This is a genomic window from Halomonas sp. HK25, from assembly GCF_047795635.1.
In the GTDB taxonomy this organism is placed as follows: Bacteria; Pseudomonadota; Gammaproteobacteria; order Pseudomonadales; family Halomonadaceae; genus Halomonas.
In genome coordinates, this window is the sequence record NZ_CP181044.1 from 895,830 (window position 1) to 907,985 (window position 12,156).

11 protein-coding genes are annotated in these 12,156 nt (G+C 64.0%); 8 read left to right on the forward strand and 3 right to left on the reverse strand.

Features of this window, described 5'->3' with window-relative positions; all coding sequences use genetic code 11:
- Positions 1-15 precede the first annotated feature (15 nt).
- Positions 16-2,409, reverse strand: a complete 2,394-nt coding sequence (locus ACM26W_RS04420) for a catalase (RefSeq protein WP_416139647.1) — start codon at positions 2,407-2,409, stop codon at positions 16-18.
- A 390-nt stretch (positions 2,410-2,799) separates the two neighbouring features.
- Here ACM26W_RS04420 and ACM26W_RS04425 point away from each other — a divergent pair, with 390 nt between their 5' ends.
- The 3 genes from ACM26W_RS04425 (at position 2,800) to nadA (ending at position 5,757) form a co-directional block, all read left to right on the forward strand.
- Complete coding sequence (locus tag ACM26W_RS04425; RefSeq protein WP_416139648.1) at positions 2,800-4,065, forward strand: phospholipase D-like domain-containing protein; 1,266 nt, start codon at positions 2,800-2,802, stop codon at positions 4,063-4,065.
- A 132-nt stretch (positions 4,066-4,197) separates the two neighbouring features.
- A complete protein-coding gene (locus tag ACM26W_RS04430) occupies positions 4,198-4,377 on the forward strand; it encodes a CsbD family protein (RefSeq protein WP_416139649.1) in 180 nt (59 codons plus the stop codon).
- Positions 4,378-4,728: 351 nt separating this feature from the next.
- Positions 4,729-5,757, forward strand: a complete 1,029-nt coding sequence (gene nadA / locus ACM26W_RS04435) for a quinolinate synthase NadA (RefSeq protein WP_416139650.1) — start codon at positions 4,729-4,731, stop codon at positions 5,755-5,757.
- A gap of 16 nt (positions 5,758-5,773) precedes the next feature.
- Here nadA and ACM26W_RS04440 read toward each other — a convergent pair whose 3' ends face one another.
- Entirely contained in the window at positions 5,774-7,237 is a 1,464-nt protein-coding gene (locus ACM26W_RS04440) for a M48 family metalloprotease (protein WP_416139651.1), read from the reverse strand.
- A gap of 149 nt (positions 7,238-7,386) precedes the next feature.
- Between ACM26W_RS04440 and ACM26W_RS04445 the strand changes: the two genes are divergently transcribed.
- A complete protein-coding gene (locus tag ACM26W_RS04445) occupies positions 7,387-7,635 on the forward strand; it encodes a sulfurtransferase TusA family protein (RefSeq protein ID WP_416139652.1) in 249 nt (82 codons plus the stop codon).
- Positions 7,632-8,732 (forward strand): AI-2E family transporter, encoded by a 1,101-nt coding sequence (locus ACM26W_RS04450; protein ID WP_416139653.1) that lies wholly within the window; start codon positions 7,632-7,634, stop codon positions 8,730-8,732. Before ACM26W_RS04445 ends, ACM26W_RS04450 begins: the two co-directional genes overlap by 4 nt.
- A gap of 35 nt (positions 8,733-8,767) precedes the next feature.
- Here ACM26W_RS04450 and ACM26W_RS04455 read toward each other — a convergent pair whose 3' ends face one another.
- On the reverse strand, positions 8,768-9,241 hold the full coding sequence (locus ACM26W_RS04455) for a peroxiredoxin (protein WP_416139654.1): 474 nt from the start codon (positions 9,239-9,241) through the stop codon (positions 8,768-8,770).
- A 191-nt stretch (positions 9,242-9,432) separates the two neighbouring features.
- On the opposite strand from ACM26W_RS04455, the gene dapA reads away from it, so the two are divergent.
- The 3 genes from dapA to ACM26W_RS04470 are packed head-to-tail and all read left to right on the forward strand — an operon-like array spanning position 9,433 to position 12,134.
- The gene (dapA, locus tag ACM26W_RS04460; RefSeq protein ID WP_416139655.1) at positions 9,433-10,317 is read left to right on the forward strand and encodes a 4-hydroxy-tetrahydrodipicolinate synthase; all 885 of its coding nucleotides are present in this window, start codon (positions 9,433-9,435) and stop codon (positions 10,315-10,317) included.
- Positions 10,318-10,362: 45 nt separating this feature from the next.
- The gene (locus tag ACM26W_RS04465; RefSeq protein WP_416139656.1) at positions 10,363-11,328 is read left to right on the forward strand and encodes a lipoprotein, NlpB; all 966 of its coding nucleotides are present in this window, start codon (positions 10,363-10,365) and stop codon (positions 11,326-11,328) included.
- Positions 11,328-12,134, forward strand: a complete 807-nt coding sequence (locus ACM26W_RS04470; RefSeq protein ID WP_416139657.1) for an MBL fold metallo-hydrolase — start codon at positions 11,328-11,330, stop codon at positions 12,132-12,134. Before ACM26W_RS04465 ends, ACM26W_RS04470 begins: the two co-directional genes overlap by 1 nt.
- The last annotated feature ends 22 nt before the right edge of the window (positions 12,135-12,156 follow it).

Here is a 12,156-nt window from a genome sequence, read left to right on the forward strand (position 1 = left end):
GACAGTAGGGCTGCGTCATTTGGCTGGCGGGTCGCTGTCGCGCGAAAAATGGCGATGGGCGGCAATTGCCTTGATGAAAGCCGCCGCAATGTTGGCCGCGTCGGTGCTCTCCGCGAGCAGGATGCCCGGGTCTTCGTCCAGGGTTGATACGATGCCGGCCATTTCCAGCAGCTCATTTCCGGCGCCCAGCGCAAGAATCGTCTTGCAGTGTCTGAACTGGTCTTTGATGAACGCTATTGTATCTCCGTTACCTGCGAGCGCTTGGACCGCCTCGCTGCCATCGGGTAGCACCAACGCATCGAACAGGAATCCTGGTGAATTCTCCATTGACTTGTTGGCTTCTATTTTCTCACCGGAATCGCCGTCGAACATGCCAACCCGTGGCCCCACGAAATGCACTACTGCTCCCGCCTCGGTCAACGCACCATAAAGGCTGACGAGCGACGCATGGTGGACGCTATCCTCGACCAACACGGCAATCTGGCGTGTGCGGACACCGCATTCACCCGGTATTGCCATCAGCGACAGCGCAGGAGAAACGGTCACTTCTGGCGGCTTGGGGTCGGTAATCGCTTTCGGCATCGCTTCAGGCACCTCCATACCGAGCCCGAATGCGACCTCTTCCGCTAGTTCCCTTGAAACGTTTACCAGTGAGGACAACATCCGCTCCCGTATCGCTGGGACGCCAACCTTGCTCAGCTCAAATCGAAAAGCGGCCGCAATATGGGCCTTCTCGACAGTCTTCTGACTGTCGAAGAACAGTGTAGCCTGGGCATAGTGCTCGGCAAACTTCTCCGGCTTTCCGCGGACCTTGTCGTCAGTAATGGCCTCTGGGAAAGAGACAAATCCGGAAGTGCCGGCCTGGAAAGGGCAGCCGCCTGCCAGCGAGTTCGGTTCGTAGGCAACGCGCCCGCGATGCAGCGCCTGACGGTGCATGCCATCGCGCTGATTGTTCTGTACATTGGCAAGGGGCGAATTGATCGGTATTTCGTGGAAATTGGGCCCTCCGAGTCGCGTGATCTGCGTATCCGCATAGGAATGGATGCGACCGGCGAGCAAAGGATCATTGGAGAAGTCAATGCCCGGTATGACGTGCGCTGTGCAGAACGCGACCTGCTCGGTTTCCGCGAAAAAGTTGTCGGGGTTTCGGTTCAGTACCATGCGTCCGACGGGAGTAAGCGGTACGAGTTCCTCCGGCACGATCTTGGTCGAGTCGAGCACATCGAAGCTGAAGCCTTCGGCTTGTTCCTCGGTGAATATCTGCAGTCCCAGTTCCCATTCCGGGAATTCACCCGATTCGATGGCTTCCCACAGATCAGCCCGATGAAAATCGGGGTTCGCGCCGGAGATCTTCACGGCTTCGTCCCAGAGGAGTGAGTGGGTTCCCTGGAGCGGCTTCCAGTGGAACTTGCAGAAGACGGATTCACCCTGCTCGTTGACCAGGCGAAAGGTATGCACGCCAAAGCCTTGCATCATCCGATAGCTGCGGGGTATGCCGCGATCAGACATCACCCACATCAGCATGTGTGTGGACTCCGGCATCAGGGAGACGAAGTCCCAGAAGGTGTCATGGGCAGACGCCGCCTGAGGCATGCCGTGATGCGGTTCCGGCTTGAGGGCGTGGACCAGGTCGGGAAACTTCATCGCATCCTGGATGAAGAATACCGGTATGTTGTTTCCGACCAGGTCCCAGTTGCCTTCGTCGGTATAGAATTTCACCGCGAAGCCACGCGCGTCGCGAGCAGTGTCTTTCGAACCGCGTTCACCGGCCACAGTGGAGAAGCGTGCGAACACGGGCGTGATCTTGCCTTTCTCGGCGAACGGTGCCGCGCGAGTGTACTCGGTCAGCACGTCATAGGCTTCAAAGTAGCCGTGGGCTGCTGAGCCGCGGGCATGGACGATTCGTTCGGGGATGCGTTCGTGATCGAAATGCGTGATCTTTTCCCGCAGGATGAAATCCTCGAGTAACGATGGCCCACGCAATCCGACTTTCAAGGTGTTCTGGTTATCGCCAATGGGAACCCCCTGATTGGTCGTCAGGGGTCGATCACTTGCATCGACTCTGACCCGATCAAGCGAAGCAACGTTCGCGTTCGTTCCGAGTGGCGCAGCCCCGCCGGTTTTTTGGGTCCCTGTTTCCTCTGTGGTCGTGCTCGCGGTCAACGCACTGGAGCCTGGCTCTGCGGTCACCCCGGCTGGTGGCGATACGGCATTATCGTGATCGTACTCGAGTTCCTTGATACTGTTGTAGGGCATCGAGGCGACGAAGGCATCGCTTGCGTTGGCTTGCTTTGCGACGACGTCGTTCGTTCTGAGCACGCCGTCATTGTTCTGCGAGTCCGTGGCTGACTTGGCGCCTTCGCTTTCCACTCGCGACGACCTGGCTGGCTTGTTTTTTTTCGTGGCCATGATTGTTCTCCCGGTAGGTAGTGATTGTAGACCATCGAGATGCCGCTGGTACCGTTAGCACACGTCAAGTTTATAGTGTCCTTGTGATCTGTCTGTTCGATAACGAACGCTCGCGAAGTGCTTGATCTGCTTCAGTCAGCCAGATCCTCTATTCCGTTCGGTGTGGTAGCGCAGCGACGCTTCTTGCACCATGGGGTAACGCTGTCAGGTGTAACGACAGAAATGGTTCATGAGGAGGCGCAGGTGGAGCTGGAAGCGGTTATCCTTTTTGGGCGGTCAAGAATGGCCTGATGTATGCTTTCCCGTAGTCGGATGCCCTGAGCTGGATGGCAGGCACACTGCGTGGGAGTCCACGCGGTTAGAACGATATTGACTGGGAGAAGAATATCCATGTTCTGGGTGATCAGTGCCACCGTGCTGGCCACCAGCTTGATACTGGTGGCGTTGCAGAATTTCATGACGTCAGAGGAGGTGGTAGAGCACAAGGCTGAGCATCGTCACGTTGTTTCCGATCCGCAGTTTCGGCGCGAGATGTCCGTCCTGCTGGGCCCGTCGATCGTGCGCGGCAACCAGGTGACCGCTCTGCAAAACGGCAACGAGATCTTTCCTGCGATGCTGATGGCTGTTCGATCGGCGCAGACGTCGATCACCTTCGAGACGTTCATTTACTGGTCAGGTGCGATTGGGGAAGAGTTCTCGCAAGCGCTTTCCGAACGGGCTCGTGCGGGCGTGCCGGTCAGCGTCATCATCGACTGGGTCGGCAGCACCAAGATGGAGCAGTCGCTGCTGGACGCCATGCAGGACGCCGGCGTCCAGTTGCATCGGTATCGGCCGCTGCATTGGTACAACGTTGGCCGGATGAACAATCGCACCCATCGCAAGCTGCTGGTGGTCGATGGTCGCATCGGGTTCACCGGAGGGGTGGGCATCGCGGATCAGTGGAGTGGCGACGGTGGCGACCCCGATCACTGGCGAGATACTCACTTCCGAATTGAAGGGCCCGTGGTGGCGCAGCTGCAGGCGGCCTTCAACGACAACTGGATCAAGGCCACGGGCCAGGTGCTGAACGGCCCGAGTTACTTTCCTGTCCTTCAGGAAGAGGGCGACATGGACGCGCACGTGTTTGTTGCCTCTCCATCCGGGGGCAGCGAAAGCATGCATCTGATGTATCTGCTCGCCATCGCGGCGGCCGGGGAGACGATCGACCTGGCAGCTTCCTACTTTGTTCCCGACCGTTTGTTGATCGAGGCCCTGACCGCTGCCCGCAGTCGTGACGTTCGCGTTCGCATCCTGCTGCCTGGTCCATACCTCGATGCGCTTACGGTCAAGATCTCCTCCAAGGCCGATTGGGACGAGCTGCTGCAGGCAGGTGCCGAGATTCACGTCTTTCAACCGACCATGCTGCATACCAAGCTGCTGGTCATCGATGCCGAGTTTGTGTCGGTGGGTTCTACCAATTTCGACATGCGTTCGATTCGACTCAATGACGAGGCGAGTCTGAATATCTATAGCAGGGACTTCGCCACGCAGATGACCGCGGTGTTCGAGGCCGATCTGCAGTCGGCAGAGCCATATTCTCTTGCCCAATGGAAGGGCCGTCCCTTGCGGGAAAAGTTCTCCGAAAAGATTTTACTGCCAATCAGGTCGCAGCTTTGAGGTAGGTTAGGTACCGCACAGACCATGCATCGAGTGTCAACTACGCTGGAGTTGGGAACTTCCCCCTTGAAACTGCTTCACTTCATGGGGAGAGACAGAGCCCAAATGGAGCAGTCACTTGGAGATCGGCTCATGAACAAGAATCAGGTTGAAGGTCGTGCTAACCAGGCGAAGGGTAAGGTCAAGGAGGTTGTCGGCAAGGTGACCGGCAACAAGGAGACGGAGTACAAGGGTAAAGCCGAAAAGCAGGGCGGCAAGGCAGAATCCAAGTATGGAGATGTCAAGAGAGATGTCAAGAAGGCAACGGATTAAACGGTTCCATGACGTAATCTAAGAATAATTAAGTAACCTGAGAGTAGTTAGGCCCGGCTTGATAACGTTCAGGCCGAGTTTTTCGTCTTTCGATTTGGCTGGCGCGTCTCGTCGATATCCGTCTCGTGCGGCCCTTGGTCTTGCCCGGTGGACCCCCATATCGCCCATATGACGCTTTTCTGGCCGAGGACTGGTCAATATGTCCCCGTTCTCGGCTAGAATAGAGTCTCGGACCGACCACGGCGAAAGACGCAAGGGTTGGCCCCAGGCGCATCTTCCGCGCGGAGCGCGCGAGTCGCGATGCACCCGATCATGCAGGGGGAGCCCCTGCCAGTCACAGTGGTAGACACGATGACGATCATGACTTCCCGTGCGGAGGTACGCGAGTACCTGACCCGCACCTACTGCCCCACCCGCATTCCCGCCGAGGACGAGGCACGCGTCGAGGAGATCAAGCGGCTCCTCGAGGCCAACAACGCCGTCCTGGTGGCCCACTACTACACCGATGATGCCATCCAGCAGCTCGCCGAGGAGACCGGCGGCTGCGTCGCCGATTCCCTGGAAATGGCCCGCTTCGGCGCCCGCCACGAGGCCGATACGCTGGTGGTGGCTGGTGTGCGCTTCATGGGCGAGACCGCCAAGATCCTCTCGCCGGAGAAGCGCGTGCTGATGCCCACCCTGGAGGCGACCTGCTCGCTGGACCTGGGCTGTCCGGCCGACGAGTTCAGCGCCTTCTGCGACCAGCACCCCGACCGGACCGTGGTGGTCTATGCCAACACCTCCGCGGCGGTGAAGGCGCGCGCCGACTGGGTGGTGACCTCGTCGATCGCCGTGGAGGTGATCGAGGCGCTCCAGGCCCGCGGCGAGAAGATACTGTGGGCCCCGGACAAGCACCTCGGCGGCTACATCCAGAAGAAGACTGGCGCCGACATGCTGCTGTGGGACGGTGCCTGCATCGTCCACGAGGAGTTCAAGGCCAAGGGGGTCGAGGAGCTCAAGGCGCTCTATCCTGAGGCCGGGGTGCTGGTGCACCCGGAGTCGCCGGCTTCGGTGGTGGAGCTGGCCGACGTGGCGGGCTCCACCTCCCAGCTGATCAAGGCCGCGCAGGAGCTGCCCAACGACAAGCTGATCGTCGCCACCGACCGCGGCATCTTCTTCAAGATGCAGCAGGCAGTGCCGGGAAAGACCCTGTTCGAGGCGCCTACCGCCGGTAACGGTGCCACCTGCAGGAGCTGCGCCCACTGTCCGTGGATGGCGATGAACGCCCTGGATAACCTGGCCGACGCCCTGCGCCACGGCAGCGGCGAGATCTTCGTCGAGGACGCGCTGCGCCTGGCCGCCCTCAAGCCCCTGGAGCGGATGCTGAACTTCCAGCGCTGATGGTCGACTTCCAGCGCTAGAACTTCTCGAGGGTCTCCCGATAGCCGATAAACGCCTCGCGGCGCTGCTCGATACGAGCAGTGGCCGCGGCGTCTCCCTCCCGTTCGGCCACCTGCCGGGCCACCTCCAACTGGCGGATGGCCTCGCTGATGCGCCCGTTCAGCTGCAGTTGCTCGGCCCGGGCCAGGTGGCCCCAGGCCTCCCGCCCGCTGCGTCCGGCGGCTTGGGCCAGCAGGGTGAACACTTGCGGGTCCTCGTGGCGCCACTCGGCGAGGTCGCGCAGCACCCGCCACGCCTCGTCGGGGTCGCGCTGCAGCAGCGCCTCACCCAGCACCAGGGTGGCAGGCAGGTGCCCCGGCATCAGCCTCAGCAGGCGGCGGCTGCGCTCGATGGCGTCATCATAGCGGCCGGCATCGAAGGCCACCACGGCCGCCGAGGCGGGTAGCAGGCCCAGGTCTGGCTCCTGGCGTGCCAGGGCATCGAGGGTCGCGAGTGCACTGCTGGTGTTGCCCTGACGGGCCTCCACCAGGGCGCCCAGGTAGCGCCGGGCGGCCTCGGGCACGTCGTCCTGGGTGAGTCGGGTGACGGCCTGCCGGGGGTCGCGCTCGTGGATCGTCAGCAGGGCGCGGGCGCGCACCAGGTGGTACTGGAGGTCATTGTCGCGGGGGGAGGGCACCGCGAGTTGGCCGGCTCGATCCTGGGTGTCGCTGATACGCGATTCGGTCACCGGGTGACTGAGCAGGAACTCCGGCGGATTGCCGCCCTGCAGACTGGCCATGCGCTGCATGGCGCGGAACATGCGCACCATGGCCTGGGGGTCGTAGCCGGCCTGGGCCATGGCCTGCAGGCCGATGCGGTCGGCCTCCTGCTCGAAGCGCCGAGAGTAGGCCAGCTGGTCCTGGATGAAGGCGGCCTGGGAGCCCATGGCCACGCCGATGCCGGCGTCGCCACCGCCAGCGGCGGCGATCAGCATGCCGGCCAGCATGGCGGCCATGGCCGGTACCTGGGTCTGTTCGGCGCGTGCCTGGCCGCGGGCGTAGTGGCGCTGGGAGAGGTGGCCGAGTTCGTGGGCCAGCACCGAGACCAGCGCGGCCTCTTCGTCGGCGAAGGCAAACAGCCCGGCATTCACGCCGATGATGCCCCCTGGCACGGCGAAGGCGTTGAGCTGGCGGCTGTCGACCAGGGTCACCAGCGGCTGGCTGCCGCCGAGTCCGCTGTGCGGCAGCAGGCGCGTGACCATCGACTCCACGTAGTGTTGGGCGATGGGGTCCTGCCACTGGGGCGCGCGGGCCCGGAACTGCCGCAGCCAGGCACGCCCCAGTCGAAACTCCTCGCCGCTGGCGGCCTGGCTGTCGCCGCTGGCCAGGCTCGGCAGCCCGGCGGCGCTGTCCCACTGGGGCTGGGTCCACTGGGCAGTGGTGGGCAGGGCCAGCGCCAGGCACAGGGCGCCGATGGCGAGTCGGGGAAAACGGCGCGACATGCTCGGAATCTCCTGTGGTGGGCCTGAGTGGCCATGGTCTGACATTGATTCAGCCGGTAAAGTGCCTTTAAATCCCAAGGGTTTCCGTGCCGCAACGCCTCCGGCGCCCGGCTGCTATCCGCCCCACCCTCATTGTTCCGGGAGAGATCATGGCTCTGCAACCCGACCATCTGCTCGATGCCCGCGGTCTTCCCTGCCCGCTGCCGCTACTCAAGGCGAAGCAGGCGCTGGCGCACCTGGCCCCGGGCCAGCTACTCGAGGTGATGGCCACCGATGCCGGCTCCTGGCAGGACTTCGAGACCTTCACCGCTCAGAGTCACCATGACATGCTGGCGCGAGAGGAGCGAGGCGACATCTATCACTACTGGATCCGCAAGGGCGGGGAGGGGTCTTCATGACCCTGCGGACGGTCTTCAAGGGTTGGATCGACCACTACTTTTCCGATGAAGAGGCGGTCATCCTGCTGGTGGTGCTCGTTCTCGGCTTCGCCGCGGTGATCTTTCTCGGGCGCATGCTGGCACCCTTCCTCACCGCCCTGGTGATTGCCTTCCTGCTGCAGGGGGCGGTGAGCTGGCTGCAGCGGCGCCACGTGCCTCACCTGCTGGCGGTGACCCTGGTATTCCTTGGCTTCATCGGCATGCTGCTGGCGATGGCCTTCATCCTGATGCCGCTGATATGGAATCAGCTGGTGGGGCTGGTACAGGAGACGCCGCGGATGTTCGCCAGCGGTCAGCAGCTGCTCGACGACCTGCAGGAACGCTACCCGCAGCTGATCACCCCCGACCAGATCCAGAACTGGATCGCCGTGGCCGGGCGCGAGATGACCCAGCTCGGCCAGCGTGCCCTGACCCTGTCGCTAGCCTCGCTGGGCAACGTGCTGGCACTGATCATCTACCTGGTGCTGGTGCCGATATTGGTGTTCTTCCTGCTCAAGGATCGCGACAGGCTGGTCGCTTTCACCCTGTCCCTGCTGCCACGCAAACGTGCCCTGATGAGCCGCATCTGGCACGAGATGGACGTCCAGATCGCCAACTATGTGCGCGGGAAATTCATCGAAATCATCATCGTGGGCACTATCTCCTTTCTTACCTTCGCCTACTTCGGGCTGCCTTATTCGGCGCTGCTGGCGGTGCTGGTGGGTTTCTCGGTGCTGGTGCCCTATATCGGCGCGGCGGTGGCCACGCTTCCGGTGGCGGCGGTGGCGGGCTTCCACTTCGGTATGACCAGCGAGTTTGCCTATGTGGTGCTCGCCTACGGCATCATCCAGGCGCTGGACGGCAACGTGCTGGTGCCGATCCTATTTTCCGAGGCGGTCAACCTGCACCCGGTGTCGATCATCGTGGCGGTGCTGTTCTTCGGCGGGATCTGGGGATTCTGGGGGATCTTCTTCGCCATTCCGCTGGCGACCCTGCTCAAGGCGCTGGTCTACGCCTGGCCCCGGGGGATTCAGCGGCACAAGCGCGAGGAGGAGGTCGAGGTTCTGGTCGAGGAATAAGCGAAGGCCGCCCGCGTGGCGGCCTCGGGTGGCGCTCAGCCGTTGTGCAACGCCTGGGCGGCTTCCAGCACCTCCTGGGCGTGGCCGGGTACCTTGACCCCGCGCCACTCCCTGGCCAGTCTGCCCTCGGCGTCGATCAGGAAGGTGCTGCGTTCGATGCCCAGGTGCTCCTTGCCGTAGAGCTTCTTGAGCTTGATCACATCGAAGACCCCGCACACCGTCTCCTCCTTGTCGGAGATCAGTTCGAAGTTGAAGTCCTGCTTGGCCTTGAAGTTTTCCTGGGCGCGGATGCCGTCCCGGGAGACGCCGAGGATCACGGTGTTGGCGGCGTCGAAGTCCGTCTTGCGGTCGCGAAAGTCGCCGCCCTCGGTGGTGCAGCCCGGGGTGCTGGCCTTGGGGTAGAAGTAGACTACCACCTGCCGGCCCTTGAGCTCGGAGAGGGTCACGGTGGTGTCGCCGGTGGCGGTGGCGGTGAAGTCGGGGACCGGCTGGCCGATGCTCACGCTCATGGAAGTCTCCTGCGCGTTAGTGGGGGAGCTTGATTACACGCAAGCGCCGTGGCGCTGTCAAAGTGATTCGCCTGCTGTACAGGCTCTGGCCGGCTGAGTACCATTTGATCCCGGGCCATGGGCCCCACCCTTTGACGACCCGGTGGCTACCGGGCCATGGCGCAGCCGTCGAATCGAGAGGATAGATGAGGATGATCACTGGCAGTATCGTCGCCCTGGCGACGCCGATGAAGGTCAATGGCGACATCGACTGGGAGGCGCTGCGTCGCCTGGTGAACTTCCACCTCGACAACGGCACCGATGGCATCGTGGCCGCTGGCACCACCGGCGAGCCCACCACCATGTCGTTCGCCGAGCACTTCGACGTGATCCGGACCGTGGTGGAGGAGGTCAACGGCCGCATCCCGGTCATCGCCGGTACCGGGGCCAACGCCACCTCCGAGGCAGTGGAACTGGCCCGCTATGCCGGCGAGGTAGGGGCCGACTACTGCCTGTCGGTCTGCCCCTACTACAACAAGCCCACCCAGGAGGGGCTCTACCGCCACTTCAAGGCCGTGGCCGAGGGCAGCAAGCTGCCGGTCATCCTCTACAATGTGCCGGGTCGAACCGCCTGCGACCTCTACAACGAGACCGTGCTGCGTCTGGCCGAGGTGGACAATATCGTCGGCCTCAAGGACGCCACCGGCAACCTGGAGCGGGCCGAGGATCTGATCGCACGGCTCAAGGGTAGTGGTTTCATGCTCTATTCCGGCGACGATGGTACCGCCTGCGACTTCATGCTGATGGGCGGCCACGGCGATATCTCGGTGACCGCCAACGTGGCCCCCAGAGCCATGCACGACCTCTGTGCGGCGGCGGTGGCCGGCGACACCGACCACGCCCACCAGCTCAACACCCGACTGATGCCGCTGCACACCAACCTGGGCATCGAGTCCAATCCGATCCCGGTCAAGTGGGCGCTCTACCGCATGGGGCTGATCGAGCCAGGCATCCGCCTGCCGCTCACCTGGCTCTCAGAGAAGTACCACTCCACGATCAGCGAGGCCCTGCAACTGGCCGGCGTGATCGAGGACTGATCGGCGCTGCGCCGGAACCTGGAGAACTGGATGCAAGGTAGACGCATGAACTCAGCGCTGAAATGGCTTCCTCTGGTGGCGGCCGTGGCCCTTGCGGGCTGTGCCCGTGAGTCGGGCTACTACCATGACCGCAACGTCGACTACGCCGAGGCGCGCACCGCCCCGGCGCTGACCCTGCCCGAGAGCCGGGACCCCCAACGCTATCGCGATGCCATGCCGGTGCCTGAGGCGGCCGGCGATTTCCGCGCCCCCGACGGCCGCTTTCGGGCGCCCAGCCCCCAGGCCCTGGGCGCTGGGCGCGCCATGGAGCGCGACTTCGTCGAGCGCCGCGTCATCGGCAGTGACGCCTGGCTGGTGGTGGGCGCCGATCCGGGTGCTGTCTGGCCCCAGCTCGAGGACTTCGCCCGCACCCGCGGCCTGGGCATCCAGGCCAGTGACTCCTCGCGCGGCGTGATCGAGACCAGCCAGGCGCGCCTCAGCGTGCGCCAGGGTCTGCGTGCCGGCGACAGCGAGGTGCGCTGTGACCAGAATGGTGCCCCCGTGGGTGCCTGTCTGGACGCCCTCGAGCAGTACTTCGGGACGCGCAGCGCCACCGCCAGCGCCTCGTCCCTGGCCGCTCAGCGCCTGGCCGGCGAGGCGCGGCTGAGCCTCGAGCAGCGCGGCGACGAGTGGCTCGTCGAGATCCCGCTGGAGATCGATCGCACCTGGGCCGAGCTCGACCATCAGCTGCGTCAGGACTTCACCGTGGAAGAGCGCCGCGAACTGCTGGAGAGCGACCCGGCGGGCCGCGAGTTCCTGATCAGCTACATGACGGTCACCGAGCGCAACCGCAACCCGCTGCAGGTCGTCTTCAGCGCCGACGTGCGCCAGATGCATCAGCAGATCCGCCTGGTGCTGGAGTCCGAAGGGCCTCGGCAGACCGTGCTGCGGGCGGTGAACGCCAGCGAGCGCGACTTCGGTCCCGAGGACCAGCGCGAGCTGCTCGAGCGGGTGTCGGGCCTGCTGCGCTGATGACGGTGGCGCAGGACGGCGGGGGGAGCGATGCCGCGGGGCGGCTGCGCTTCGCCTCGCTGGGCAGCGGCAGCAAGGGCAACGCGACATTGGTCAGCGATGGCGAGACCCACCTGCTGGTGGACTGCGGTTTCGGCCTGCGCGAGGCCGAGCGGCGGCTCGCTGACTTCGGGCTGCACCCCCGCCAGCTCGATGCGGTGCTGGTCACCCACGAGCACGGCGACCATATCCGCGGCGTCGGCCCCCTGGCGCGCCGTCACGGCGTGGCGGTCTACCTGACGCCCGGCACCTGGGCCTCGGGGCGGCTCGGCGAGCTGCCGACCCGTCACTGGATCACGCCCCAGCAGCGCTTCGCCGTCAAGGGCCTGACCGTCGACCCGGTGACCGTGCCCCACGACGCCCGGGAGCCGGTGCAGTTTCGCGTCCAGGGCGGTGAGCGCAGCCTCGGTGTGCTCACCGACCTGGGGCACCCCACCGAGCACGTGGCCGAAGCCTTCGCGGGCTGCGACGCCCTGGTGCTGGAGTGCAACCACGATCTGCAGATGCTGGCTGACGGGCCCTATCCGCCGCAGCTGAAGCGCCGGGTGGGCGGCGACTGGGGGCACCTGGCCAACGTCCAGGCCGCCGCGCTGCTGCCGCGCCTCGGCCTGGACCGCCTGCAGCACATCGTCTGTTCGCACCTTTCCGAACATAACAATCGTCCCGAGCTGGCCCTGGCGGCCCTGGTGCCGCTGCTCGACGGCGACGACTCCCGGCTCAGGGTCTCCTGTCAGGAGGCGGCCCTGGCCTGGCAGGCCATTGCCTGACCCTCGGCCCTGAGCTCTCCCA